Raw genomic sequence first — 26145 nt, 5'->3', positions numbered from 1 at the left:
ACTGCATGCAATATCGACTTTTATGCCTATACGACTCAATCTAGAAAGCATCAGAATAGCATTCTGATCGCTGTTCAATCGCGCTTGTCTAAACTTAATAAGGGATCAGCTTCATCAGAAATGAAGGTCACGATGATATTGGTTGGACATTTGATGATGCTGTAGCTGAGCAGCTTGGCATTAACGGCTATGATCACCGCCGCTTCCTAAATCAGTTTTACACCGGCAAGTTTGAGGGTTCATTCTCTCAGGGCGTGCCGTTTCAAGAAAACCCGACTACGGGAGATTGTAGAGTGTGCGGCTCGTTAGCATCTCTAGCGGGCTTAGAAAAAGCGATTGAAGCTGACGATTCACAAGCAATCGAGTTTGCACTTAAACGTATTCGCCTATTGAACAGCATCAACCTTAGCATCGGTGGTATTCCGTTGATTTATCAGGGAGACGAGCTCGGTATGTTAAATGACCACAGCTACCTAGGTGATGAGTTCAAACGCGATGACACACGTTGGGTGAATCGCCCATCGATTACCGATAAGGCGATTGAACAAGCCAGAGAAAAAGGCACGTATCAAAACCGAATCTGGAGTGATTTAAATCAGTTGGTGGCAATACGCCAATCTCACCCAGAATTGGGTAATGCAAAGACTGAAATTCTTGAAACTTATCGTTCGCAACTTTTTGCTTACTGCCGAACCAACGCAAAGGGTGAGCAACTTCTCGCTCTCTGCAATTTTGGTGAAATGGAGCAAACAATCCCAGCGTCAATATGCGATATTTTGGGCACTCGACAGACGAAGGATCTGCTTTCTGGCAAGCATTTCCTCGGCGATGAGATTGTTTTATCAGCCTATGATGTGCTGTGGTTAAAGGTAAGTGCGTAATGAGAAGTGAAAAAGAGAAAATGCTCGCTGGTGAGCCCTATGATGCATGGGACAAGCAACTTTATGGCGAACGTATTGAATGTCGCAAAGTGCTGCAAAAGCTCAACAATAGCATTCCTGATACGGATGAATGGCGCGAGGCAATAGACACCCTAATTCCAGATTCCGAAGGTGCTTTTTTAGAGCCACCGTTTCGCTGTGATTATGGCTCCAACATTAAGTTAGGTAAAAACTTCTACGCCAACTTTAACTGCGTTGTGCTAGACGTTGCGGAAGTCCATATCGGCGACAACGTATTATTTGCACCGAATGTACAAATCTACACCGCTGGTCACCCATTGGATGTTAAAGGTCGAGTGGAAGAGGGTGTAGAGTTTGGTACGCCTATCACGATTGGCGACAATGTATGGCTGGGCGGTGGTGTAATCGTCTGTCCGGGCGTGTCCATTGGTGAAAACAGTGTGGTAGGTGCAGGCAGTGTTGTCACAAAAGATATTCCACCTAATGTGGTAGCAGCGGGTAACCCTTGTAAAGTAATAAAACCAATAGAGCAATAAAAATAAGTAATATTAATATTATTTGACTATATTTAAACTGCTGAATAAATATAGGAGGTAAAATGAAGGGAATATTTATTTCTTTAGCTTTGTTGTTTTCGCCATTTGTATTTTCATCGAATAGCTCGCTTCCAAGCTCAGATCGATACGAGCTCTGCTATCTTGATGGTAAAGCTATCATGCTCCAACCAAACATGTGCTACGCACTAGGCGGTATAAGGGGTGGCTAAGGTTTTACTCAATCTAATCAGGCCGTTTACGCGGCCTTTTCTTTATTATCTTCTACGTAAAATAATAACGTAAATATCAAATGGAGTAATTACTGTTACGATGATTTTCACTCGATACATAGAAAGTGTTTATTTACGTAAAACTACTTGATTAAGAGTAAATTTTTGAATTAAATAGAGCTAAACTATAAGCGTGTATTTATATAAGAATTGAACTCTTGGTTCATCTATAGATCTTACTTTAGGGTTACGACGCCTTGAGCTGACGCTTCTGCAGCTACTCTCACCCATTCCCTTGCTTCATTGCATCCCCCAAACCCGCTTTCTTTCACATTTTTTAAACTCAACTCGATGCGCATGTCATCAGTTGCTTATTTTTGAGATCTCCATACTCATTCAGCATGGTTATGTTTGGTATATTCCATGCCCTTAATAGGGTTACTAAAGTGCTAAGTACGTGATTGTTGAGTGGAATTGCGCACACGCACTTTGGGGAAGAGTGGCATATTTTATATGTAAAACTTTGCTTATTAGAGCATAGGGAAAGTAAATTTTATATAAAAAGAGGCAAGGAAGTTGAGCAAGAGTTTTTCACACGGATTAATGTTATTAGCCACAATACTAGCCTGTGTTTTTGCTGGGATTCAGACATTTTCATCTTGGGGGATTTTTAGTGAAAAATTAGTACAGTATGATTTTATGAACATATCTGATTCAAAAAATATGACGGGTGAAATTTCGGATATTTCTATTACAGTACGAACTACTGAAGGTATCAAAGAGCTTAATTCACCTTTGTTTTTTGATCTTCTAATTAAAAACACTGGAGATGTTGATTTAGCAAAATCGGATTTTGATAGCGATATTAATTTTTCATTTAAGGGCGATGTTGATATTATTAAATATCAGCAAGTAGATCAAAGTCATAGCTCAATAGAAACATCTATTAAAATAGACGGTAATACGCTTAGCATTTCACCTCTATTACTCAACTCAGAGGATTACTTCGTACTTAGAGTTTTGATAGATGGTAAACCTGACAAAATTATCGCAGTATTGAGAATTTTAGGAATGACTGAAGAGTTTACTAAAATTAAAGATGAATCTACTTCAGCTTTAAATGACATAATCATCATTTTATACTGCTTATTGTGTTTTTTTTATATGGGTAAAATGGCATCTGTAGATCTTATTTCAGGGGTTAAATATAATCAAATTGATGGGATTTTGACATTTTTCCTAGTTTACATAGGTGGATTGTATTCGAGCAACCAGTCAATCTACTTTGATAAATTAAATTCTTTTGTAAAGGTTTTTTTGATATTTTCTCCAGCAATAATATGTTTCTTGTATTACTATATTTTATCGAAATCTAGACAGAATTAGACCAATAAAGTGTTTAAGAGTAACTTTCAACACTTTAACACTGCGTTACATGTGAAGAGGATTTATGGAATCAGAAGGCGCAACCATTCAAAGAATAGCGGACCATCTAAGAGACTACGTGTTTAGTGATGACGTAACAGTCACTTGGGTTTTAAGGGCACACTTAGCTATTGAATCTTCTATCGATGATATGCTGCACGAATTTGTTCCTAGCGCAAGCCGGTTGACGAAAGGTAACCGTTTTAGTTTTAGTCAAAAACTGGAGATGTGTATGGCTTTAGAATTATTGAATGATCGAATGTATACAATTTTGAAGTCAGTAAATACTTTGAGGAATAGCTGTGCCCATAATTTATTAGAAGCTATTGTATATGATGATTTGCAACCATTAAGCAGTGCTTTGGGCCGGGAAGCATGTAAGGAAGCTTTGGAGTCTACAGTTTCAAAAGTTATTCCGTTTGAACATTCCGGAGATTTACAACGTTATCTTTGCTATTTGTTGTCAAGTTGTGTAGCGCAGATGTCCTCATGGGTCGTATTATATAAAAATTCGCAAAACAAAAAATAACATAACAAATGAACTAAGAGTGGCTTATTTACTTCGTATATTTTAGCCAAGCTTCGTTTCTGAATCTACGCTGGATAATTTTAGTGTGCTGCTAAAATTTAAGCTAAGCTCCCCTTCATTGATTAAAACTTTACTGTGGGTCTTTACTTCCTTATCTGATTTAGGCAATTACAATGAGGAGACTATGACGAGAATAATTAGTGTTTGCATTAGCCGGATGGTATTTTAAAAGTATTTAAAAGGGTATGAAGAGCTCCAATTGCCTCCTTTGAAATGGTAGATGTTCCAAAGGGGAATGTTGAACGAACTATATGCCAAGCCCTTCCCAAAAACTTGTGTAGCCCCATTTTGTGATGCGTTTTTGATATCTCTTCTTTTCAGAACGGTAAGTCTGAAGTGACTATTATTCAATGATATGCTTGCCATTTCTGATGGAAGACGTCTGCCAATACACTGATGATGTTGGAGTAGAGGAGGAGAAAATCGCCAGTAATCAACGTCAGCTATTCAGATGCTCAATGTTTATCGAATAGATTAATACCGAATCTGGTAAATCATACCGCTTACCCACATTCTTGTGTTATGTGAGTATGTCGCGCGTTCAGGATACGAGGAAAGTAATTATTGGGGAGAACCAGCACATGCTTAAAACGTTGATTGCAGTAACTTTGGTACCGATTGTAGTAGCAAGAAGACAGCTGCTGTAGGACCTGTCGCCAACGGTTTGGGTGTTTATGACGTGCTAGGGTATGTCTTAAGTGCCAACACGTTTTGGTTACGGCATATCGATATTCGAGAACCTTTTGCTAGTTTCAGTCTTGTAGAGGCGCTTTAAGTTTGATTTGACATAACTCAAAACTCAAATTAAGCAAAGGATGACGATGTATAGAGACTTTAAAAAATTACTAGGGACGGAACTGCCGATTATTCAGGCTCCGATGGCGGGGGTACAGGGTAGTGCCCTTGCGATTGCGGTTAGTGAGGCTGGTGGGCTAGGTTCGCTGCCTTGTGGAATGCTGACGACTGAAAGCATTGTCGGCGAAATTGAGTTAATCAAAGCATCTACGCGCAAACCTTTTAACCTCAACTTCTTCTGTCATGCTCCAAAACATTACGATGAAGATCGTCAGGTGATATGGCGAGACACACTTAAGCCTTATTTTGATGAGCTGGGGTTACAAATAGAGAAATCCGCTGGGGGCAGCCGAGTGCCTTTTAGCCATGATATCGCTGATGCAATTGAACCTTTCTCACCTGAGTTCATCAGCTTTCATTTTGGCCTTCCAGAGAAAGACTTATTACAGCGTGTGAAAAGCTGGGGAACCAAAGTTGTCTCATCTGCAACCACAGTTGAAGAGGCGATATGGCTGGAATCACATGGTGTGGATGGAATCATCGCTCAAGGGATGGAAGCTGGCGGACACAGAGGAATGTTCCTATCCAGTGATGTCTCCACTCAAATGGGGTTGGTGCCGCTTTTATCGCAAGTGGTCAATCGTGTGAAGGTGCCTGTCATCGCTGCTGGTGGCATTAGTGACCGCAATTCGGTGCTCGCTTGCATGCAGTTAGGCGCGTCGGCGGTACAAGTTGGTACTTCTTACATGCTATGCACAGAAGCTAACACATCAGAGCTTCATAAGCGGGCAATAACGAGCGACAAGTCTTCGCATACCGCATTAACGAATATCTTTTCTGGTAAACCCGCTAGAGGGATTGTGAACCGCGTTATGGCTGAGCTGGGCTGTATGACAGAGCTAGCACCAGAGTTTCCATACGCTTCAATAGAGATGTCTCAATTACGTAGCCGCGCAGAAAAGCAGGGGCTTGATAACTTCTCACCACTATGGTGTGGCCAGAATACGCAAGGATGCAAAGAGATTTCAGCAAAAGAGCTCACATTGCAGCTAGCTGGGAAATGCTGACTATAAACACTCGGTGCTTTGAAGTAATTTTGCTGTGCCGTCACCAGACGCGTGATTTCACATAGACGTGATTCTTAGTAGTAGCAATCAACCTTGCCAGTTGAATTGCTGTTGTTAATGGCTCTTTATAGAAGGAACTTATAATGGAAGAAGTAGCGTTAATAACATTACATGGAATGGGAAAGGTAAAACCAGATTATTATGATGAGCTAGAGAAAGAACTGAAAAAGGAATTAGGTTCTGAATGGAGGAAGGTGTCATTTCAGAATGTTCAATACGCGCCTATTTTACAGCAGCCAGAAGATGAACTCTGGCAAGCAATGATGTCAGAGCCGAGTAATGATTTGGATGCGACTCGATTGAGGCAGTTTTTCCTTTATGGATTTGGCGATGCTGGCTCGCTTGAACACAGCTCACACAGACGAAAAGACAAGTATCTCGCAGTTCAGAAGGAAATCTTCAAAACTCTTGAACACGCTTATCTTGATATCGGCGAGAATGAAAATAGGCCAGTTATCATTATTGCTCAGTCTCTTGGTTGTCAGGTTATCTCAAACTACATATGGGATGCAGAATATGGTCTCAATATTTTTGATAATTATGTTGAAGATGAAAACAAGAAGTTATTCATGAAGTTGAAAACTTGCGAGAACCTCATCACCACAGGTTGTAACATCCCTCTGTTTAACGCTGGATTACAAGAAAGAAAATGTTTCCCAAGGCCACATCCATCGTTCCGATGGGATAACTACTATGACCCAGATGATGTACTTGGCTGGCCTTTGAGACAATTAGGTGATTCATACAATTTGATAGTTAGGGATCATCCGATCAATGCTGGAGGCCTTATTGCATCATGGAACCCATTCAGCCATGGCCAGTATTGGGGTGATAAAGACGTGATTAAGCCGTTAGCAAGCATTATTAGATCAAAACTTAGTTAACCGTTTAAACCAACAGCTAACGCACCTTTCCTTTGGCGCTTTAAGTGAAACACTGGTTTGTTAGCTGTTGAATTTTGATAGATTCAATTCAGTGTGTTGAACATGTTTAGCGGTATTAGTTCTTTCCCATTTATCTAGATCTTTCTCTTCTAGCCGGTTACTCAGGATGTTCCTTTCATGACCCAAAAACTTAATTATGATTTTCTGCCGCCGATTTCTGGTCCCTATGTTCATGCGGCCAAACACAATAAGACGTTGTACATTTCCGGACTGACGGCATTTGGTACTGAGTCGCAATCTGGAGGCTTAATTGAGCAAAGCGCTGAGGTATTAGACCAGATCTCACGGATACTTGAGCACGAGCGGTGTACTAAAAGCGATTTAATTAAGCTGGCTATCTTCGTGACTGACATCAGCTTACTCCCTTCAATTCGTGAGCAGCTCTTTACCTTCTATGAAGGGCAGCTACCCGCTTGCTCTCTGGTTGAAGTCTCCAAATTGATTCATCCCGATTTGAAGATAGAGATAGAGGCAACCGTAGCTTTGAGTGATTAAGGCTGTGTTTTAACGCCTACTTAATCAGTAATGATTAGAGACTAAAAAGGATTTGAAATGAGTAATAAAAGCAATAGAGAAAACTTGGAATTGTATGCCCCTGAAAGCTACTGGGCGGCAACACAAGATGAGCTCGGGCAAATTGTGAATGGATGTGGTACGTCCGGTTGGAAAGGGAAGTTAGTACCGGAAGCTTTATATGGATTGTCGGTATCGGAAAGCTGCAATATCCATGATTGGATGTACCATCATGGCAAAGATATTAACGACAAAAATGCAGCAGATAGAGTTTTTCTGAATAATATGATTCGTACTATCGAAGATGAGGGCGGGTTCTGTCTCCTTCGAAAGCTTCGTTTACGTCGTGCAAGATTGTATTATCGAGCAGTAGAAAACTTTGGTGGCCCGGCATTCTGGGCGAATAAGAATAAACCGGAAGAATTTAAGTTCTCTCGATATGCGCATGTTCCGAGCGTATAGAAGAGATAACAGGAAAGAGATACAACATGGAATTTTGGAAGTTACTGCTATTTATCCCTGCGTGCTTTGCACTCAATATGACACCAGGGCCAAATAACTTATTGTCGATGAACAATGCCCGCTGCTACGGATTCAAAGCTGCGTTGGTTGCAGGGTTTGGGCGCATTGTCGCCTTCTCGTTTATGATTGCTCTGGCGGCATCTGGGTTAGCCGTGGTTCTTTATACCTCTGAGGCGTTATTCTTCATCATCAAGCTAGTGGGCGCTCTGTATCTTCTCTGGATTGCGTTTAACCTTTGGCGCTCAGAAGCCAACCCAGTCGCAGAGTTGGATAAGACTCGTAGCCACTTTGGGCTCGCGAAGCAGGAGTTTGCGCTGGCAGCAGGAAACCCGAAAGCGATTCTTATCTTTACTGCGTTTTTGCCTCAGTTTGTCGATGTGACGGCAAACGTGGATCAGCAATTCTTTACGTTAGGTATTACGTTCTTAACTCTAGAGCTTGCAGCAATCAGCATCTACGCATTATTTGGTTTGTATCTGAGAAATTGGTTTTCACGACCAGCGATGGCGAAACGATTTAATCGAGCGTGTGCTGCGTTTCTTGCTTTTTCAGGAGCCAATTTACTGATTAGCAGACAATAGAATAGCTACTGCCATCTTTACTTTTTATAAACAATAAAACCATCAGCATCACGCTGGTGGTTTTTTATTTTCCCCATGGGAATCTAAATATTTTAACCAACTGTTTATATCTCTCTTTTTCTATTCCTATTTTTTTGGAATTAATCTCTCATTGGATTTTATTGTTAAATCTGTTGAAAGTGGGCGGAATATTAAACTTTCTTGAATTCTTATTAGTGCTATTGCTTAAAATTGCGACACAGGTTTTAGTATTTCAATGGATAAAATTTAATCTATATTTCGGACTTATAAAATAAAAAGGAAACAAGATGAGTTCTCCGTTGAATAAAAGCGTCTTACTGGCGTCTCTATTTCTTACCCCTACGCTTGCTCTGGCTGAAATGACCAATGGTGATTTCGAACAATGGAGCAGTTCCTCTCCAACAGGGTGGAACACAATCGACAGTGGCATTTCGGTGTCACAGGAAACCAGCATTGTAAAAAGTGGTAGCAATGCAGTAAAAGTGACTGTCAATACTGGTACGCAAAGCAACACGGACTTTCAGCAGTCTGTGAGTGTGGTATCTGGGCAGACGTATAACTTTTCTGTGTCTGTTTATCACACTGAAGGCAATGTTAAAGCACGCCTGTATGTGGATGGATACCAAAATTACAGCGTGCCTAGCCAAACCGGTCAATGGCAGGATATTGCTTATTCGTACACGGCCAGCAGTACCAAGAGCATTAACGTTGGGCTGCGCTTCTATGACGAATCTGGATTTGATGGTTCCGAAGTCGTTTACATAGATAACTTCCAGCCATCTGATGGTGCTGTAACACCACCTCCGACAACTTGTAGCAATCATGAAGTCACACTCAACCTGACGACCGACAGTTATGGCTCTGAAACAAGCTGGACGCTGAAAAACAGTAGCAATCAGACTCTATTCTCTGGCTCTGACTACGGTAATAACACCAGCTATGAAAAGGCGATTTGTGTTGAATCAGGCTCGTATGTGTTTGAAATCGTTGATTCCTATGGCGATGGCATCTGCTGTAGCTCTGGAAATGGGTCTTACACGCTAACGTCTAACGGCCAAACCCTTGCGTCTGGTGGAGACTTTACCAACTCTTCTCAGCACTCCTTTACGCTTGGTGGTAGCGACCCTGATCCAGAACCACCAGTGCTCGGTGACTACTACAAATCAGCCGAAGGTAAGACAGGCTATACGTTGAAGACTGCGCTGTATAACATCATCAATAACCACAACTCGCAAGGCTACTCTGCCGTTTGGGATTTAGTCAAAACCGCTGATATCGACAACTACTATGAGAAGGACGGGACGATTCTCGATATCTACTCTGAGAAGGTATCTGGCAGTGATTCGATTAACTTTACTAAAGTGACAGACCAATGCGGTCAGTACAGTAAAGAAGGTGACTGTTACAACCGCGAACACTCTTTCCCTAAGAGTTGGTTTGGTGGAAAAGTGGAACCAATGAACTCGGATGGTCACCACTTGTATGCGACAGATGGCTACGTGAATGCGAAACGCAGCAACTGGCCATTCGGTGAAGTGGGTAGTGCGACGTACACGTCTTCTAACGGCTCAAAAGTCGGCTCTGCAGCTTCTAGCCTAGGGTACTCTGGTACTGTGTTTGAACCTATTGATGAGTTCAAAGGTGATTTGGCCCGTGCGTATTTCTACATGGCGACACGCTACGAAAATGAGATCGCTAATTGGGAAGGGAACAGCGATAATTCTAACGCAGTGCTCAACGGAACCAATACGACGGTATTTGAACCTTGGGTTTTGGCTATGTTAAAACGCTGGCATACCAATGACCCTGTCGACCAGAAGGAAATTGATCGTAACAACGCGGTGTACAATTTCCAAGGTAACCGTAACCCGTATGTTGACCACCCAGAGTTTGTTAACATGGTCTGGGGAAACTAACTTAAACAATCAAAGGCCTAACATATGTTAGGCCTTTTGGTTTGTGTGAAAGTACTAGTCCATAAAGGCTAATTCAAATGTGGTTCCACCTTGAGTAACGTACTCAACTTTTACGTTTTCGCCTGAGAGATCAGCAGAGTAGATTTCTGGCTTTCCGATCTGTACCCAGTAAAGCTTACCTGCATCGAAATCGACTTCCATATCTACAACGCCTTCAAATCCGTTACTTTCGTCAATTGAAAGGATTTTTTCGACCTTTCTCGACTCTCCTTTGATGTTTGCGCGATAAATGCCATGTTCATTAGCAAAGTAAAGGAACTTGTCTTTCGGATCTAAATGCATTGCGATGATTTTGTGCCAATCCTCGTAGTGGTCGATACCGTCTTCAACCGATAATTCTTGGCGTCTGTCTACAGTTGAGTGTTCACCTAATGGGAAGCTGATGACTTCCGTTTCTTGGTTAACGCCTAGTGCCATATACATCCGCTCGTTAGCGTTATCGATAGCCAATGCAGTGTTGTTAGCACAGTAGGCAATACCACACTCTTCCATCGTATCTCCGAATATAAACCGGAAATCTTCTCCCTCAATTGGCGCTCCTGGCGAGTCTGTGTAGTCCGGATAAACCTCAACCACAGTGTCTTGAGTGATACTGGAGGTATACACTTGCCCAGTTTCTTTATCGACCACAACCGGAATGTCACCAGTCATAGGAATTCTGTTCACCATCCGGTATTTTTGACCGTCCAAAGTGACACGCGACAAGGCTTGAGTACTCGGAGAACTTGTCGTCACATAGATTGAATTCTCTGTGACTGCCAAACGACCGCCATAATTAATATCTGCTAACTTACTCGTTTCTTTGGTATCGAGGTCGAGTATCTGCAGCTCATTGTAAGGCTTATCATCATAACTGCTGACTAAGTAAAGGTCTTTCGCGAGAGCGTTGTAGCTTAAAGTAATAAGCGCTAAAGCGGAGAGAGTTCGTAGTGTAGGTTTCATTAGTTCCTCGTTTAAAAAGTTGATTAAAATTGAGTGTTAGTTCAGGACGTGTCGAACATGCGTTTAAATCTAGTTGCATATAAATTGTTTTCTAGATGATTAATAATCATTAAGTGTGCTTGAGATTGTTTTTGGAGATTTGAGGCGAGGCGTCAGGACTGCTGACATTTATCGTGTTTGTTTAAGTTTGATGCATCAAGGGAATCTTAGGTTGTATCAGGTGAATAAATAGTCAGAATCGAGTTTTTGGGTGAAAGGTAAAGAAAACTAAAAGGGATGGTACTAGCCATCCCTTTTTAGAAATATCGATTCGTATTGCAATCAATAAGCGCTATTTATACTCGCCTCGGATTGATGCTTCACGATAGGCATCCAGTTTGCCTTCCGCTTTGAGTTTCGCCAGTCCTCGGTTGAAGGCATCAACCAGCTCTTGTGAACGAGGGGATTTTTTCGAAATGATAACGAAGTAGTCTCTTGCGGACAGTGTTTTGGCATTCGGCTCAATTTTATCGGTTAAATTGAGTTTGGTGATGGTCTCCATACCTACATCCATATCTTCCAACACAATGTCTAGTCGGCCTGCGCTGAGTTTTTTGTAGTTGTTTTCAGCACTGGCGATACGCTGTATGTTGATTTCTCCGGCTTTTTCCATATCCTCGACCCCATAGGCATAACCTGTTACGCCTCCGATTTTGAAGTTCTTAAGGTCTTCTTTGCTGCTCCAGCTTACAGGTTTACTTTTTTGTTGGAACAAGCCGGTACTTAACGTAATAACGGAGTCGGTATAGTGGAAAAACTGCTCTCTGTCAGGGTTTTTACTCCATATCAATGAGCCATCAAAGTTACCAGCTTTGGATTCTTCGAAGCCACGCTTCCAAGGCATATAAGTAAACTCAACTTGATAGCCCTCTGCTTCAAAGGCTTCTCTGACAATTTGAGTCATGAAGCCGCCGTTTTTAAGTGATTTGGATTGATACGGCGCCCACTCACCATTGGCGAGTTTAACGGTGTTAGCTTGAGCAAGGCTGGCAAAGAGCAGAGAAACGGTCAGACATAAAAAGGTTTTAATTAAGCTGCGCATTTTTTCTTCCTTAAACATGCAAATAGATTCAATAAAAGAATAGTTGCTGATAAAGATATCACCAAAAAGTTTAAGGGTATTTGTGCTGGTAAACCTAAGGTCTATTAAGGAAGGCAAACCAAAAAAGCGCCACTATATGACGCTTTTGGAAGGGTCAGAACTCGCATTCCGCTTCGAAAGTCATGGGCTGCTTACTGTAAGGATGTTCGATCTCTAATCGCTGTGCATGTAAGTGCAATCTATCGGCACGTTGGCCATAGAGACCATCACCAACCATAGGTAAATTAAGCCCAAGATGATGAGCACAGTGCACTCTTAGCTGATGCGTTCGACCTGTTTTTGGGTAAAGGTAGAGCTTGGAGCGACCATCACGAGATTCAATCAGTTCCCAATAGGTTTCAGCTGGTTTCCCATGTTCAAAACAGACGAGCTGTCGGGGGCGATCATCAGGATCGCCACGCATTGGTAACTCTATCTGACCATTGGTTTGGTTTACCTTTCCTTCAAGCAATGCTACATAGCGCTTTTGCACTGAACGTGAAATGAATTGTTTCTGTAGGCTCTTGTTCGCACGTTTTGTCAGAGCGAAAACCAGCAACCCTGATGTTGCCATATCCAGTCGATGAATCACGAAGGGGCCTTCCACATCTGGGTAGCGCTGCTGCAAGCGTGTGTAAGCTGAGTCCTTGATGGTTTTGCCAGGGACTGACAATAGCCCTGAAGGCTTGTTGACGACAACCATCGCTTCATCTTCAAATAGGATCTCAAGTTCTTTACCTTCAGCCCAGTTTTCTTCCAGCGGATTATCATCAACGGTCATTCCTTCCAGCATGTGGCCCAAAATAGGGAAGCACTTACTATGGCAGGAAGGGTAGAATTTTCCGTGCTGGCGAACTTCTGATTTAGGCGAGACACCCCACCAGAACTCGGCTAATGCCAGCGGCTTAAAGCCATGTTTAAAGGCAAAGTGCAGCAGCTTTGGCGCGGCACATTCGCCAGCGCCTGCTGGTGGTACGGGAGCACTGGTCGGTTTGAATATTGCATTGAGGGATTTCTCTTCCCCTCTGATATTCAGAAAGCGGTAGTTATCAAACAGCTTATTTTGCAACGTATTAGACAGGGTTTTACGCTGTTCTTTCAATGCATTTAAGTTGGTATTTAATTCATCTAGCTCGTGCTGCAAGACGGCGATTTTTTCGTCCCACTCAAGCTTGAGATATTTAAGTACGTTTTTTTCCGCAACGCTCTGCTTCGCCAGTTCATCGAGCCTGCTTTTTAGCGCTTCTCCTGCCAATGATGATTCAGCCAGTTTGCGTTGTGCTTTGCGCTCTGCTCTGCCTGCAATCATTGTGTCACGCTGTAACTGCTCTTGCTGCTGATACTCAGAAGTTAGTTGGTTTAGCTTAGAGGTCAGCTCGGCAATGCGAGGGTTGCTTTTCAATTGATTGAACTTCTGGTTCGCAGCCATGATTTCAGCGGTTTCTGCCCGAAAGAAACTTTCTTCTGCCAGCATATCGAAAACGGGTGGGACAAAGCCAGGTAGTAAGTTTTGGTCTGCTATCTTGCCTGAGAATGCTGAAAGGTAACCCACTTCACCCTGAGGGGACTCGACTAACAATACGCCGAACATTTTGCCTGTACCACTTTGGTTTCCATCAATACCAAAGTTATGCTGCCAATCAGTCTGCTCTACTAAGTGTTGCTGCAATTCTTGTGCAGCAAGTTCACACAGGGGATGCGGCTGATAGAAAAACGGAAAGGTGAACTTGTCAGGTAAGCTATAACCATCAATTGGGGTGTTGAACGGAGTAAACAAATTTTCAGGTTGATGCATTTCAGCTTGCCGTCGTGACGAAAAAACAGAAGGCGAGATTGTACCTGTTTGGAGTGTGATTACCAGTGTGGAAAGGGGAAGAAGCTTCAGCCCAACTCAGGCTGAAGCTAAAACACTGAAAGGCTATCGAACGTACTTGATGGTGGCGCTGATCAACCAGTGATGTGCTGTGCCGTCAGCTTTGGTGATCCATAAGTCGTTGTCGAAGGTTTTTACGCGACCAACGATGGTGACGTCCAGCTTATTGTCGACAACATTTTCCACGCGGATAAATGGATCCGAAGAAATAAGGAAAGGTTGTGCTTCTTTCACAGATTCACCCTGTGCGACGAGATAGTAGTGGTTGAGTTTGCCATCTGTTGGCTCAGTAGAGATGGCTTTGTATCCGACCAATTGAAATCCGTCGCCAATGGGTTGATTAATGCTCTCTTGCCCGAGGCGAACGTGCGTAGGGATAAAAACGTAGGCAAGGAGAATGCCCAGAACAGCGATAAGAGAGAGTAGTGAAAGTTTGACTTTAGACATGGTGTTGTTCTTTATCCAATATGAAGTGATAGCTTATCATAGGCAATCGCAAGGCGTGGATAGTAGCTTGAAACTCTACTTTCTGAGTTGATATTGATTAAATCAAGTAGAGTTAGCATTCAAAATCAGTTGGAGAAGGTAAGTTCAATTTCTTACTCGGATTTATATTATTTATTATATTAAACTAAGCACCATATTATATATGATGAATGTAGTTTATTTTTCGATTGGTTTAATTAAATTGATTATCGTTATTTATTGGTTGAGTTTATCTAAAAAATAATTAATAAATTAAATATTCACCTTGGTTCCAAAGACTCATTGGTTTTTATTTCTTTCTTTTAAATTAAACACAAATTTAACAATTCATGCCTATTAATAATTGCCACATAGGGAGCAAATGCTCGAGTAATAGATAGCAAATAAAAGGCAGTGTTATGAGTCGTTGTACAACTACCGGTGAAATTTTTAATAAAAGTAAGCAGACACCACTTTCTGAAATTATGTCGAAAGCGTTATCAAGACGAACCATGCTTAAAGGAACTGGCGGGGTAGCAGCATTTGGCGCCATGAGCTCTATAGGCTTGACGGGTTGTGGTACAGACGAAGCTACAGTAGATGTATCTGATCGTGTTAACTCACTGGGTTTCGATTCCATAAGCGCAGAAAGTAAGGATGCGTTTACTGTGCCTGAAGGCCACTTTGCACAGGTATTAGCGCCATGGGGAACTCGATTATTTTCAGTCTCATCGCATGGTGACATCATTCATCCCTTTAAACAGGATGGGACGAACAGTCATATTGACCAGCTCCACTCCGTAGGTCAAATGCATGATGGTATGCATTATTTCCCGCTGGATGATACCCAAGGTATTTTATGTATGAATCACGAATTCATAAATAATAAAAACCTTCATGAAGATGGTTATCCAGAGGTAGATGCCCAAGGTCGTCGATTACCTGATTATGTCCGTAAAGAGTATTATGCTCATGGTGCTTCGGTTGTTCATATTAAACTTGAGCAAAGTATTTGGCAGGTAGTGATAGATAGCCCATATAATCGCCGAATTCATTTATCAACCGAAATGGATGTAACAGGTGATATAGCAGATAGTGGCCTATTAACGACCAAATTTACAGATGAAAATGGCAAACCTAATGTCACACACGGTACATACAACAACTGTGGTAATGGTTTTACTCCATGGGGTACGTATCTAACCTGTGAAGAAAACTGGCCGGGACACTTTAAAATTACCTCGGAACCTGATGATGTCCAATCTCGTTATGGCACGACTAGCAAAAATGCGTTTAATGACTGGGATACGCCTGAAGAAAGTGAAGAAGCTTTTATCGGCGAGTTTAAACGTTGGGATATTTCTACTCTAGAGGCTACCCCTGAAGAGGATTTTCGCAACTACGATAATGGCTTTGGCTACATTGTCGAGATTGACCCATACTCGCCAAATGCTAAGCCAGCTAAGCGTTCTTCATTAGGGCGTTTCCGTCATGAAGATTGTACCTATGGAGCAATCGAACCAGGCAAACCAGTTGTATTCTATAGTGGGCATGATGGTAAGTTCGAATACGTTTATAAGTTTGTATCGGATGCGCTGTGGGATGAGAACGACGCAAGCGAAAACTTGTCTGTTGGTACCGATCGCATGGCTATTGGGGCTAAATATATGGATCACGGCACCCTTTACGTTGCACGTTTTGATGAGCAGGGGAAAGGTGAGTGGTTGCCATTGACAGAAGACGCTATCGGTTTAGATGGAAATTGTCTTGGGGACAAGATTGGTAATCGGGCTAACATCATTCGAAACACGCTTGGCGCAGCAGATGCTATGGGCGCAACGCCAATGGATCGACCGGAATGGACGGCAGTAGATTACGCCACCGGACTGGTTTATCTCGCTCTTACCAATAATGACAAACGAACACCAGACGATGTGAATGCAGCCAACCCGAGGCCTGACAATGAATTCGGTCATATTATTCGTTGGAAAGAAGGCGAAGTCGTGACGGAGTTTGAGTGGGAGTTCTTTGTCTTTGGTTCGTCCGCCGAAGCGGATGCTTCTAGCATCAATATGTCAGGATTAACGGATGAGAATGAATTCTCGTCCGCTGACGGTATTTGCTTTGACCAGCGCGGTATCTTATGGCTGCAAACCGATTCCGGTAGCAAAGAGGATATTAGTGTGGACAACCAGATTCTTGCTGTTGTTCCTGATGGCCTTGGTCAATCGGTTGATGGGTCGCCAGTAGTCAATGTGAGTAACCAAGATCAGCTCAAGCGGTTTGCAGTGGTGCCAAAAGGGGCTGAGTCGACGGGTATCACCTTCACACCAGATCATCGTCATATGTTTACCAATGTTCAGCACCCTGAGAACTGGCCACATGAAGCAATGAACGCTTCCGTTGAGACGCCACAAGACGGTCGTATTTGGCGAGCGCGTTCGAGTACTGTGGTTATCTCTCGCTATGATGGTGGAAAGCTAGGTATTTAGACGCATCATTTACATTCAGGTGCGATATATCGACAAAGCTAAATTTGGCGATATAGCGATATGAATAGAAAAATCCCCTCAACTAAGAAGGTTGAGGGGATTTTTATTTGGTGATTTATGTTTATTTGAACATGTGTTTCGCGTGGAACATCAGGTGTTCATCAATAAAACTAGAGATGAAATAATAGCTGTGGTCGTACCCAGTCTGCATACGCAGTTCTAAGTCTGAACCGTGGGTTTCCGCTGCGACTACCAGATTTTCGGGCTTTAGCTGCTCAACAAGAAAGTTATCTGCATCACCTTGATCGACAAGAATTGGTAAAGGTGACTTGGCTAGTTTGAGAAGCTCGCTAGAGTCGTATTCTTTCCAGCTTTCAAAATCGTTCCCCAGATAAGCATTGAAGGCTTTCTGACCCCATGGGCACTGGATTGGATTGCAGATTGGACTGAAGGCAGAAATTGACGTGAATTGCTCTGCGTTTTTCAGGCCGATAGTTAGCGCACCATGCCCGCCCATGCTGTGACCAGAGATGGCCTTGACAGTTGAGACTGGGAAGTTAGCTTCAATGACGCTAGGTAGCTCTTGAATGATATAGTCGTACATACGGTAGTGCGTAGACCACGGCTTCTGGATCGCATTGAGGTAGAACCCTGCGCCTTTGCCCAAATCATAGCCTTCGTCGTCAGCAACGTCGTCACCACGTGGGCTAGTGTCAGGAGCAACGATTGCCATGCCAAGTTCTGCAGCCTTCTTGAAAGCTCCTGCTTTTTGCATGAAGTTTTCATCGCTACAAGTCAAGCCGGATAACCAGTACAACACAGGAACAGGAGACTCCTTGCTTGCGTTTGGTGGCAGGAAGATAGCAAAACGCATAGTGCAGTTTAGTGCTGCAGAATCATGGATGTACTGCTTGTGCCAACCGTCTGCGACTTTATTCTGACTGATGTTGGATAAACTCATTGATACTCTCTCAGATAAAGTCGCCACATCGGATGATGTGGCGACTTATTAATGGCTTAATCTAGGATTACTGATCCATATGGATAACAGTACGGATGCTCTTACCTTCGTGCATTAAGTCAAAGGCGTCATTGACGGCATCAAGACCCATAGTGTGGGTAATGAACTCCTGAAGACCAAATTCCCCCGCCATGTAACGTTCAACAATTTCAGGAAGCTCAGAGCGGCCTTTAACACCACCAAAAGCACTGCCACGCCATACACGACCGGTTACCAGCTGGAATGGACGAGTTGAGATCTCTTGACCTGCCCCCGCAACACCGATGATTACCGATTCACCCCAACCTTTGTGGCAACATTCAAGCGCTTGACGCATTACGTTGACGTTACCGATACATTCAAATGAGTAATCTACGCCACCGTCTGTCATCTCAACGATAACTTCTTGGATTGGTTTGTCGAATTTTTGCGGGTTGATACAGTCAGTCGCGCCAAGCTGCTTCGCTAGATCGAATTTGCTTTCATTGATGTCTATGCCAATGATGCGACTTGCACCAGCCATACGAGCACCGATGATTGCAGATAGACCAATACCGCCAAGACCGAAGATAGCAACCGTATCGCCTTTTTCTACTTTAGCAGTGTTAAGAACTGCACCCATACCGGTTGTTACCCCGCAACCTAGAAGACATACTTCCTCAAGCGGTGCTTCTTTGTTTACTTTCGCTAGTGAGATTTCTGGGAGAACTGTGTACTCAGAGAAAGTCGAACAGCCCATGTAGTGGAATATAGTTTCTCCATTGATGGAGAAGCGGCTTGTTCCATCTGGCATCAGGCCTTTACCTTGAGTTTCACGCACTGCTTGGCACAGGTTAGTTTTACCTGAAGTACAGAACTTGCACTCGCCACACTCAGCGGTGTATAGAGGAATAACGTGGTCGCCAACTTCAACGCTTGTTACTCCTTCACCAACCATTTCAACAATACCACCACCTTCGTGACCAAGGATTGAAGGGAAGATACCTTCTGGATCGTCACCTGATAGTGTGAATGCGTCCGTGTGACAAACACCGGTTGCTACAATGCGTACTAGCACTTCACCTGCTTTTGGAAGTTGTACATCAACTTCTTCCATTTTTAGTGGCTCGCCAGCAGCCCATGCCACCATTGCTTTTGATTTGATAGATGTTTGACCTGGTTGGATATCAAGTGCCATTGGATGTTCCTTTATGTGTAATTGTTTTGACGTTCTAAGCGTAGACGAGGAACTCTCTTCTCGCTGTTTCGCTTGGTTGGTGACTATTCTAAATATTTCTTAAAATTTGATAATCCCTTTAATTTGAAAATAATTTTTACGTATATGTAATAATTAAGAGTGATTAGGTGCCAGGCTAACTCGTCGAAGTGTCGAAGTGTCGAAGTGTCGAAGTGTTGAAGTGTTGAAGTGTTGAAGTATTGAAGGTGTGTGTACACCCGGAGTAAATAAGCCAAAAAGTGGGTTTAAATAGCAATTACCAATCTTTAGCTGGTGTGATGCATCGAGATTTATATTCTTAATTTCGATGCTTTTTCCTATCAGGTTTGGGCTTTTTATATATTTAATTATCTAAAAATCAATAATTTGAACTATTGTCACGAAATGGCGCATTGAATCGAAAAGTGTCATTTGCCAGTAACGGAATTGTCATTTATTGCTCCTACTCTCCTCGCCAATTTTGGTTAATACATTTTGGGAAGAGTAAATGAGAAGAGTGAAGCATGCATTGGTTGCAGGAACAGTCGCAACTGTGCTCACGGGTTGTCCATTGGATTCATCAGATGATCAATCCAATGGTCTGGACAATACAGTGGAAGTCGCCTTTATGCCCGATATCCACTTCCATGATGTATACAGTGATTTCCAAGACGGCTCATTCGAGGGGCTTTTCAATGCTAAGAGCGGAGATAATGCCACTATTCGCACCATGCAGTCTCAAATGGAATCGACTCGATTGTTTAACGAAAACTACTTCGCAATGATCGCAGCACTCGATGATATCGTTGATCGAGGCATTAAGTACGTCGCGCTTCCTGGGGACTTTAGTGACGATGGTCAGCCTGTAAATATGCGTGGTTTAGTACAGATTTTTGACTATTATCGTGGCACTTATGGGTTGGAGTTTTTCGCAGCACCGGGAAACCATGATCCTAGTCGACCATTCACTATTCCAGCGGGAAAGTCTGATTATTTAGGGGAAGAGGGGCAAGAGCAGCCAATCTACAGCCGTGGCAAGGATGTGTGCGTAGATTACTCTGGAGATACGGCTGTTATCGATACTGGCAATGGCCTTCCTACTATCTGTACAGAAGAAGTTCGCTACTGGGGATATCGAGAGATTATGGATATCTTGGGTACCCATGGCTTTTATCCTCAAGAGAGCTATCACTACTTTGAAACTCCATACATCAGCGATGAACTAAAGGCGAACTACTCCTATGAGCGTGCGGCTTTTGAGTCGACCTATGACAAACGCATGTTCGAGATTTGTCACCAAGGAACTGGTGGAGAGTACAAGCAAGATAATTACACTAACTGTTCGTACGTTCCTGATACCAGTTACTTGGTTGAGCCGGTCAAAGGGCTTTGGCTACTGGCTATTGACGCTAACGTTTATCAGCCGAAGCAGGATTCAGCCTCAGGTTCAAATGATGGGGATGATTTCGAAGGGTCTAGCAGTGCTGGCTACAACATGATGCTGACCCATAAACAGCAAGTCATTGAGTGGATCAGTGAAGTGGTTAAAGCCGCAAAAGAACAAAATAAGACACTGGTGTCGTTCAGTCACTTCCCGATGACGGACTTTTACAATGGCGCATCAGAAGAGATTGAAGATCTATTTGGAGAAGGCAGCCATCAGCTAGCCCGTGAACCCGACAATGAAACCAGTAAAGCTCTCGCTGCGACAGGTCTTAATATTCATGTTGGCGGCCACATGCATTTCAACGATACAGGCAAGAAGACATATAACATCAATGGCGTAGAGCATACTCTGTTTAACATCCAGGCTCCTTCATTGGCTGGCTATATCCCAGCATATAAAGTTCTCAAGATCCGTCCAGATCAACAGATCGAAGTCGAAACGGTCGTCATTGATGAAGTTGCACGTTTTGACGAGTTGTTCGAGCACTATGCAGTGGAACATGAGCACTTAACCGATGTTGCCGGCAATGATGAAGAGGCGAAAGCGAAAATATGGAACAAAGAAATCTTAGACTCTGAGAGCTACTACCAATTGGTTGATTGGCACATCAAAGAATTGACGCGTTTACGATTCTTACCAGATGATTGGCCACTTGGAATGCGCAATATGATTATGCATATGGACGGCAAAGAAATGATGATCATGTCTCAGCTAGAAACAAACTTTACCGTGTGTGCATTGGCGGACGAGTTGGACGTTGATGTTGCTAAGTGTCAAATTTCACCTGCGGCAGATTTTGAACAGTTCGAAGAGGATTGGGAAGACGCAACAGCAAAAGCGGAAGTTATAGCCAGCGATGCAGGTCTAAGTCTCGATGATTTTGCTAGCTGGCAAGGTCAGGACTTGGCAATTGACTTCTACCGACTACGTAATGCTGATGAGCTGGCATTCCGTGATATTGAAACTTTAACACTTCAACAATACGAATTATTGAGTCGTGAGTTGTCTGAGTTTGCAGGGACTGTAGAGTCGGACATCGGTGATATTGGTGATTACACAGTGGGGCAAGTGTTCCGCTCTCGCTTTGGGAGCCTATTCGTCATATTGGACAAATTTGCTACGGGGCAAGCGAGCGATCATTTCCTGATTAATATTGAACAGCAATCGCTAACCGATCTTAAGCAAGCGGTAGAAAGAGAAATCATGCAGTAATGCAGAGCCAGCAGGTGCGCAACCAATAAAGCGTGAATTTGCGCTTTATTGGTTCACTGCATTGTGTTGACCGCTGCAAATTCATAAGCACGTACCTGTTGTGGGTTAACTGAATGTGGGACAATGAGCGCGAGTCAATCAGCTAGGAACCACCAGTATGGCCAATTGGGACGGTGTGAGTGAGTTTGTCGCAGTCGCAGAAACACAGTCATTTACCGCAGCAGCAAAGAAACTAGATACCTCTGTCGCGCAGATCAGCAGGCGGGTTTCTGCGCTGGAAGAAAGGCTGGCTGTTAAACTGCTTAACCGCACGACGCGAAAAGTCTCAGTTACCGAAGCGGGGCAGGTTTACTACCAACAGTGTAAGCATTTGGTCGAAGGCTTAGAGTTGGCGGAGCTGGCCGTGACTCAAATGCAATCTACTCCTAAAGGGCTGCTTAAAGTGACCGCTCCGGTGACATATGGTGAAACGCATTTAGCGCCGTTACTGCTCGACTTTCTAGAGTCTTACCCTCAGGTAGATTTGGATCTTAACCTGACGAACCAAAAAATCGATCTGATAGAAATGGGTGTGGATGTGGCGATTCGGTTGGGTCGTTTGCAAGATTCTAGTTTGGTAGCCAAGAGATTATCCAGTCGCCAATTGTATGTTTGTGGCAGTCCTGATTACTTAGCGCGCTTTGGCGAACCGCATACTTTATCTGAACTGGAGAATCACCAGTGTTTAGTTGGCTCTATTGATTATTGGCGCTTCAAAGAGAGCAAGCGTGAAAAATCTCTACGAGTTTCCGGCCGTATTCATTGCAATTCTGGCTCCGCTTTATTGGATGCTGCAAAACGAGGGTTGGGGCTAGTGCAGCTTCCCGATTATTACGTGCGAGAAGGCTTGGATTCTGGTGAGCTGATTGAAGTATTGTCTGACTATCGGGATGATCGAGAAGGGATCTGGGCTTTGTATCCTCAAAACAGAAACCTGTCACCTAAAGTTCGTCTGTTGATTGATTTTCTGGCCGAAAAGCTAGGTGGGAGTACTGGAATCTAAGTCTGCATCTTGAATGGATTGCTCGACCATTTCGGCTATTTCCTCGGCCTGTTCAGGGGCAGTTTCAGATACTGCATTGACCCATTCTTCAACCGATTCCGTCAGGTTAGCGTCGTCACGGTCAGCGGGTCTCAAATTGCTGCTGTTTTCTACCATGTTGGCCACCAGCTCCTGACTCACTTCGACTAGTTTGTCAGGGTCATGCTCTGCGAGCGTTTCAATTACCTTGGTTGGGTCTGATTCCATTGATTCAGTGATAGCCGCGATGATCGACATTGCATTTTCAGGTTCTTTCTCAACCAGCCATTCTACTAGCTCTTCTATCTGGTTGTCGTCAGATTCAGCGAGGCGCTTCGCTATATCCACTGAAAGCTCTGGGTTGGTCAGAGTCATTGCTCTGAAAAGCAGGACGGTATCTATACTTTCGATTTGTGCTGCGCGTTCTGCAATTGTCACAGCCCATTCGGGTTGCTTGTTAGCAAGGCTGCGAATAAAAGTAATTGCATTGGAAGGGTGTGATGCTGCTAGTTCTTCTACCTGTTCTAAAGCCTCTTCTACATACAACGAGTGTTCCTGATACTCAGTTCGAGGATCTAGTTCACCATGAATAGAGGCGGGTGTATGCATGACAAAACTTTCTTGTTCTTCCACTGGCAGTGCCTCGCGAACTGACATCCGATAAATAGTGAATACGATAAGGCCTAAGTCCACCATGATTAGGAACGTAAATAGTGCACTGTTATCGAGTCGCTCCATTAGTATGGAGGCTGTGTAGGGGCCTGCAATCGAGCCGATCGCATAGATACAAAGTAGGCCTGACAATACTGGCACAAGTTGCGTTTTCGTAGCTCGGTCAAAGGTTTCGGAAATACTTAAAGGGTAGAGACAGGCGATGAGGCCCATGGTCATCGCAACCAAAATCAGCGGAGTTATCGACCATTGCCACTCAATCGAAACAGGCAGCGCAAAACTGACAATCGCGAGTACAAAGCAGCTGCCAAGAATAACTTTGCGACGCTCAAATCGATCAGATAAATACCCCATTGGCAGCTGTAATAATATCCCGCCGGCTGTCGCTGCGCCCATAAAGACGGAAAGCTGGAAGCCAGTGATACCAATGCCGTCTGCGTAGATCGGCAGCATGTTGGCAATGGTGGAGTATAAGATGCCACATACGAAACAGGTGACAAAGCCAAGTGGAGAAAGAATGTAAATGGACTTGAGGGGAATCGAGTCCGATTGCTCGATTTGTGGCTCGAATTGGGAAATGAAGACCACTGGGGTAACTGAAATACTGAAAAGCACACCGCATACAATAAACAGGGTGGTTTCATTTGGCGGTGCAATGGCGAGGCCAAACTGGCCGAGTGTAATTGCGCTGAGAATAACCACCTGATTGACCGCAAGAATTTTCCCGCGGTTGGACTCGGTCGACACACTATTGAACCAAGTGTCTAAGGTGGTCGTTGCACAAGCGATACAAAAGCCCATTACAGCCCGCATTATCGCCCACATCCAGACGTCGGAATTCAGTCCCATAATAAGAATCGCACTGGCTCCTAGGCTGCCGCACATAGCGAAAGTCCGCACTAAGCCAATGTTACGTAGAATACGTTTTCCTAGGATTGCACCGAGCAAAAATCCGACTGAGTACATTGAGAGGACGAAACCAATCGACTGGATGCTGATCTTCGCTTCCGCAAGCGAAACAGGGAGTAGGATACCGCTCAAGCCATGGCTACTCATCAGCAAGAATGAGCTGATGAAGAGTAGTGCTAGTGGCCGGAGTGTCGCTGCGATAGTCATAACAATTGATTTAAAAGCAAAAAAGAGCCATTTACAAGAGGGTTGTAAATGGATTGTTATGGTTTGGTTTCTTTATTGGCTCGATGATTGTATGACTAATATCGCATATCGAGATTGCACTACTTCGCTTTTTTACATCATCTTGTTTAATTATCATGCCAATTAACATTGACAATCGCCTGTCTCGCTTCTGACATTGAGTGTTTATTGCCTCATTATCTTATGCGCAATGCGATTGGTTCCTACCAGACAGAAAAGGTACAGATGAAACTTAAAGTAACGGCTTTTTGTATTGCCACTGTTGTTGCCCAGCCAAATGCCTTTGCGGCCGAAGAAGTGACAGAAGAGCTTAATAGCCAAACTGTTTACATCGATGAAAGTGACGATTGGGTGAAATTGAAATCCGGTGAAGTGCTAAAAGGTGAATTGACTGGAACTGTTAAAAAGGAATCTAACTCATACGATCAGGAAATCGAATTCGACAGCGATGACCTTGGCGATCAGGAAATTGAACTTGAAGATGTCTCCGTCCTTGAGACAGCAAGTTATTTCACCATCCGCACGGCTAGCGGAGAGATCCATGACGGCTATTTATCAATCCGAGATAACAAGCTCTATCTGAAAAAAGGCGATCAGGAACAATCATTCCCGGTTACTCAGGTGGTTTCTATTTACCGAGGCTCTGAGAAAGATTCGGATTATTGGACTGCGGATTTATTCTTCGGTCTAGATATCAGCAAAGGGAACACTGATGAGTTTTCGATGCTGGGTGAAGTCGAAGCTGAGCGAAATACGGTGGAGTCTAGAACCAAGCTTAATGCACGCCATGAAGTGTCTGAATCCAACGAAGAGAAAACGGCTCAGAAGAGTCAGTTTGACGGCTCTTACGATATTTATATCAACAATCGACTGTTTTTCAGGCCGATCAAGTTCTCAGCGTTGAGTGACGAATTTCAGAACTTGGATTATCAGGTAAACGCTTCGATGCAGGTGGGTTACTTCTTTATCGCCAACTCTGATACAGAGTGGGATGTATCGATTGGTCCGGGTATGCAGTACAGTGAGTTTTCAACAGTAGAAGAGGGCGAAGACTCAAATGCCAGCAGTACGATTTTGACCTTAGAATCAAACTTCGAATACGAGTTGACCAAGGACATTGACTTTAGCTACACCTATAATCTAGATTGGGCGAGTGATGACGCGGGTGGTATGCGCCATAAAAATGATCTTGGATTTGACATCGACTTAGTCGGCGATCTGGAATTCAGTATCAAAGCCACTTGGGATCACGTCTCGCAAACCAAGGCCGATTCGGATGGCGTCGTACCAGAAAAAGACGACTACAAAATCAATTTCGGTCTGAGTTACGAAATCTAATAAAACGAAAAAG

At 43.5% G+C, this 26145-nt stretch carries 22 protein-coding genes; 14 read left to right on the top strand and 8 right to left on the bottom strand.

Annotated elements, in window-relative coordinates:
• Positions 1–74 precede the first annotated feature (74 nt).
• Complete coding sequence (locus tag IX95_RS26955) at positions 75–197, bottom strand: hypothetical protein (RefSeq protein WP_268745326.1); 123 nt, start codon at positions 195–197, stop codon at positions 75–77.
• Positions 198–293: 96 nt separating this feature from the next.
• Between IX95_RS26955 and IX95_RS16045 the strand changes: the two genes are divergently transcribed.
• From IX95_RS16045 to IX95_RS16000, 10 genes are all read left to right on the top strand, one after another.
• Positions 294–881, top strand: a complete 588-nt coding sequence (locus tag IX95_RS16045; RefSeq protein WP_235202645.1) for a DUF3459 domain-containing protein — start codon at positions 294–296, stop codon at positions 879–881.
• Positions 881–1438 (top strand): sugar O-acetyltransferase, encoded by a 558-nt coding sequence (locus IX95_RS16040; protein ID WP_021457431.1) that lies wholly within the window; start codon positions 881–883, stop codon positions 1436–1438. The genes IX95_RS16045 and IX95_RS16040 overlap by 1 nt, the downstream gene beginning before the upstream one ends.
• A gap of 806 nt (positions 1439–2244) precedes the next feature.
• A complete protein-coding gene (locus IX95_RS16035) occupies positions 2245–3054 on the top strand; it encodes a hypothetical protein (RefSeq protein ID WP_152562037.1) in 810 nt (269 codons plus the stop codon).
• A gap of 64 nt (positions 3055–3118) precedes the next feature.
• Entirely contained in the window at positions 3119–3622 is a 504-nt protein-coding gene (locus tag IX95_RS16030; RefSeq protein ID WP_038161795.1) for a hypothetical protein, read from the top strand.
• Between the two features lie 881 nt (positions 3623–4503).
• Positions 4504–5544: an NAD(P)H-dependent flavin oxidoreductase gene (locus tag IX95_RS16025; RefSeq protein ID WP_051912586.1), complete on the top strand. Its 1041-nt coding sequence runs from the start codon at positions 4504–4506 to the stop codon at positions 5542–5544.
• Positions 5545–5687: 143 nt separating this feature from the next.
• Entirely contained in the window at positions 5688–6488 is an 801-nt protein-coding gene (locus IX95_RS16020; RefSeq protein ID WP_051912583.1) for a hypothetical protein, read from the top strand.
• Positions 6489–6665: 177 nt separating this feature from the next.
• Complete coding sequence (locus tag IX95_RS16015; protein WP_038161788.1) at positions 6666–7043, top strand: RidA family protein; 378 nt, start codon at positions 6666–6668, stop codon at positions 7041–7043.
• Positions 7044–7127: 84 nt separating this feature from the next.
• Positions 7128–7523, top strand: coding sequence for a hypothetical protein (locus tag IX95_RS16010; RefSeq protein ID WP_152562036.1), 396 nt, complete (start codon positions 7128–7130; stop codon positions 7521–7523).
• 26 nt (positions 7524–7549) lie between these two features.
• Complete coding sequence (locus IX95_RS16005; RefSeq protein WP_038161786.1) at positions 7550–8164, top strand: LysE family translocator; 615 nt, start codon at positions 7550–7552, stop codon at positions 8162–8164.
• Between the two features lie 308 nt (positions 8165–8472).
• A complete protein-coding gene (locus tag IX95_RS16000; RefSeq protein ID WP_038161784.1) occupies positions 8473–10101 on the top strand; it encodes an endonuclease in 1629 nt (542 codons plus the stop codon).
• 54 nt (positions 10102–10155) lie between these two features.
• On the opposite strand, the gene IX95_RS15995 is transcribed toward IX95_RS16000, so the two are convergent.
• The 4 genes from IX95_RS15995 to IX95_RS15980 form a co-directional block, all read right to left on the bottom strand.
• Positions 10156–11103 carry a hypothetical protein gene (locus IX95_RS15995; RefSeq protein ID WP_006961308.1) on the bottom strand — a complete coding sequence of 316 codons (948 nt, stop codon included), beginning with the start codon at positions 11101–11103 and terminating at the stop codon, positions 10156–10158.
• Between the two features lie 331 nt (positions 11104–11434).
• Complete coding sequence (locus IX95_RS15990; RefSeq protein ID WP_006961306.1) at positions 11435–12184, bottom strand: substrate-binding periplasmic protein; 750 nt, start codon at positions 12182–12184, stop codon at positions 11435–11437.
• Positions 12185–12338: 154 nt separating this feature from the next.
• Positions 12339–14018: an RluA family pseudouridine synthase gene (locus IX95_RS15985; RefSeq protein WP_038161782.1), complete on the bottom strand. Its 1680-nt coding sequence runs from the start codon at positions 14016–14018 to the stop codon at positions 12339–12341.
• Between the two features lie 123 nt (positions 14019–14141).
• Positions 14142–14543: a hypothetical protein gene (locus IX95_RS15980; RefSeq protein WP_038161778.1), complete on the bottom strand. Its 402-nt coding sequence runs from the start codon at positions 14541–14543 to the stop codon at positions 14142–14144.
• A gap of 437 nt (positions 14544–14980) precedes the next feature.
• Between IX95_RS15980 and IX95_RS15975 the strand changes: the two genes are divergently transcribed.
• Entirely contained in the window at positions 14981–17053 is a 2073-nt protein-coding gene (locus IX95_RS15975) for a PhoX family protein (RefSeq protein ID WP_038161774.1), read from the top strand.
• Between the two features lie 121 nt (positions 17054–17174).
• Here the strand turns inward: IX95_RS15975 and fghA are convergent, their stop codons facing one another.
• Together fghA and IX95_RS15965 are read right to left on the bottom strand one after the other, a co-directional pair.
• Complete coding sequence (gene fghA / locus IX95_RS15970) at positions 17175–18014, bottom strand: S-formylglutathione hydrolase (protein ID WP_038161771.1); 840 nt, start codon at positions 18012–18014, stop codon at positions 17175–17177.
• Between the two features lie 67 nt (positions 18015–18081).
• Positions 18082–19230: an S-(hydroxymethyl)glutathione dehydrogenase/class III alcohol dehydrogenase gene (locus IX95_RS15965; RefSeq protein WP_006961299.1), complete on the bottom strand. Its 1149-nt coding sequence runs from the start codon at positions 19228–19230 to the stop codon at positions 18082–18084.
• 526 nt (positions 19231–19756) lie between these two features.
• On the opposite strand from IX95_RS15965, the gene IX95_RS15960 reads away from it, so the two are divergent.
• Together IX95_RS15960 and IX95_RS15955 are read left to right on the top strand one after the other, a co-directional pair.
• A complete protein-coding gene (locus tag IX95_RS15960) occupies positions 19757–21907 on the top strand; it encodes a metallophosphoesterase family protein (protein ID WP_038161768.1) in 2151 nt (716 codons plus the stop codon).
• A 157-nt stretch (positions 21908–22064) separates the two neighbouring features.
• The gene (locus IX95_RS15955; protein WP_038161766.1) at positions 22065–22949 is read left to right on the top strand and encodes a LysR family transcriptional regulator; all 885 of its coding nucleotides are present in this window, start codon (positions 22065–22067) and stop codon (positions 22947–22949) included.
• Here IX95_RS15955 and IX95_RS15950 read toward each other — a convergent pair.
• Positions 22926–24755, bottom strand: coding sequence for an MFS transporter (locus IX95_RS15950; protein WP_038161763.1), 1830 nt, complete (start codon positions 24753–24755; stop codon positions 22926–22928). The genes IX95_RS15955 and IX95_RS15950 overlap by 24 nt on opposite strands.
• A gap of 264 nt (positions 24756–25019) precedes the next feature.
• On the opposite strand from IX95_RS15950, the gene IX95_RS15945 reads away from it, so the two are divergent.
• Positions 25020–26132 carry a DUF481 domain-containing protein gene (locus IX95_RS15945; protein WP_171354558.1) on the top strand — a complete coding sequence of 371 codons (1113 nt, stop codon included), beginning with the start codon at positions 25020–25022 and terminating at the stop codon, positions 26130–26132.
• The last annotated feature ends 13 nt before the right edge of the window (positions 26133–26145 follow it).

Source organism: Vibrio sp. B183, from assembly GCF_000740665.1.
GTDB classification, from domain to species: Bacteria; Pseudomonadota; Gammaproteobacteria; order Enterobacterales; family Vibrionaceae; genus Vibrio; species Vibrio coralliilyticus.
Note: the sequence above shows the minus strand (reverse complement) of the source record. Positions and strands in the feature narration are given on the sequence as shown.

Coding starts and splice junctions, on each gene's coding strand:
- IX95_RS16040 (WP_021457431.1), top strand. CDS start 881: ATGAGAAGTGAAAAAGAGAAAATGCTCGCTGGTGAGCCCTATGATGCA.
- IX95_RS16030 (WP_038161795.1), top strand. CDS start 3,119: ATGGAATCAGAAGGCGCAACCATTCAAAGAATAGCGGACCATCTAAGA.
- IX95_RS16025 (WP_051912586.1), top strand. CDS start 4,504: ATGTATAGAGACTTTAAAAAATTACTAGGGACGGAACTGCCGATTATT.
- IX95_RS16020 (WP_051912583.1), top strand. CDS start 5,688: ATGGAAGAAGTAGCGTTAATAACATTACATGGAATGGGAAAGGTAAAA.
- IX95_RS16015 (WP_038161788.1), top strand. CDS start 6,666: ATGACCCAAAAACTTAATTATGATTTTCTGCCGCCGATTTCTGGTCCC.
- IX95_RS16005 (WP_038161786.1), top strand. CDS start 7,550: ATGGAATTTTGGAAGTTACTGCTATTTATCCCTGCGTGCTTTGCACTC.
- IX95_RS16000 (WP_038161784.1), top strand. CDS start 8,473: ATGAGTTCTCCGTTGAATAAAAGCGTCTTACTGGCGTCTCTATTTCTT.
- IX95_RS15995 (WP_006961308.1), bottom strand. CDS start 11,103: ATGAAACCTACACTACGAACTCTCTCCGCTTTAGCGCTTATTACTTTA.
- IX95_RS15990 (WP_006961306.1), bottom strand. CDS start 12,184: ATGCGCAGCTTAATTAAAACCTTTTTATGTCTGACCGTTTCTCTGCTC.
- IX95_RS15985 (WP_038161782.1), bottom strand. CDS start 14,018: ATGCATCAACCTGAAAATTTGTTTACTCCGTTCAACACCCCAATTGAT.
- IX95_RS15980 (WP_038161778.1), bottom strand. CDS start 14,543: ATGTCTAAAGTCAAACTTTCACTACTCTCTCTTATCGCTGTTCTGGGC.
- IX95_RS15975 (WP_038161774.1), top strand. CDS start 14,981: ATGAGTCGTTGTACAACTACCGGTGAAATTTTTAATAAAAGTAAGCAG.
- fghA (WP_038161771.1), bottom strand. CDS start 18,014: ATGAGTTTATCCAACATCAGTCAGAATAAAGTCGCAGACGGTTGGCAC.
- IX95_RS15965 (WP_006961299.1), bottom strand. CDS start 19,230: ATGGCACTTGATATCCAACCAGGTCAAACATCTATCAAATCAAAAGCA.
- IX95_RS15960 (WP_038161768.1), top strand. CDS start 19,757: ATGAGAAGAGTGAAGCATGCATTGGTTGCAGGAACAGTCGCAACTGTG.
- IX95_RS15955 (WP_038161766.1), top strand. CDS start 22,065: ATGGCCAATTGGGACGGTGTGAGTGAGTTTGTCGCAGTCGCAGAAACA.
- IX95_RS15950 (WP_038161763.1), bottom strand. CDS start 24,755: ATGACTATCGCAGCGACACTCCGGCCACTAGCACTACTCTTCATCAGC.
- IX95_RS15945 (WP_171354558.1), top strand. CDS start 25,020: ATGAAACTTAAAGTAACGGCTTTTTGTATTGCCACTGTTGTTGCCCAG.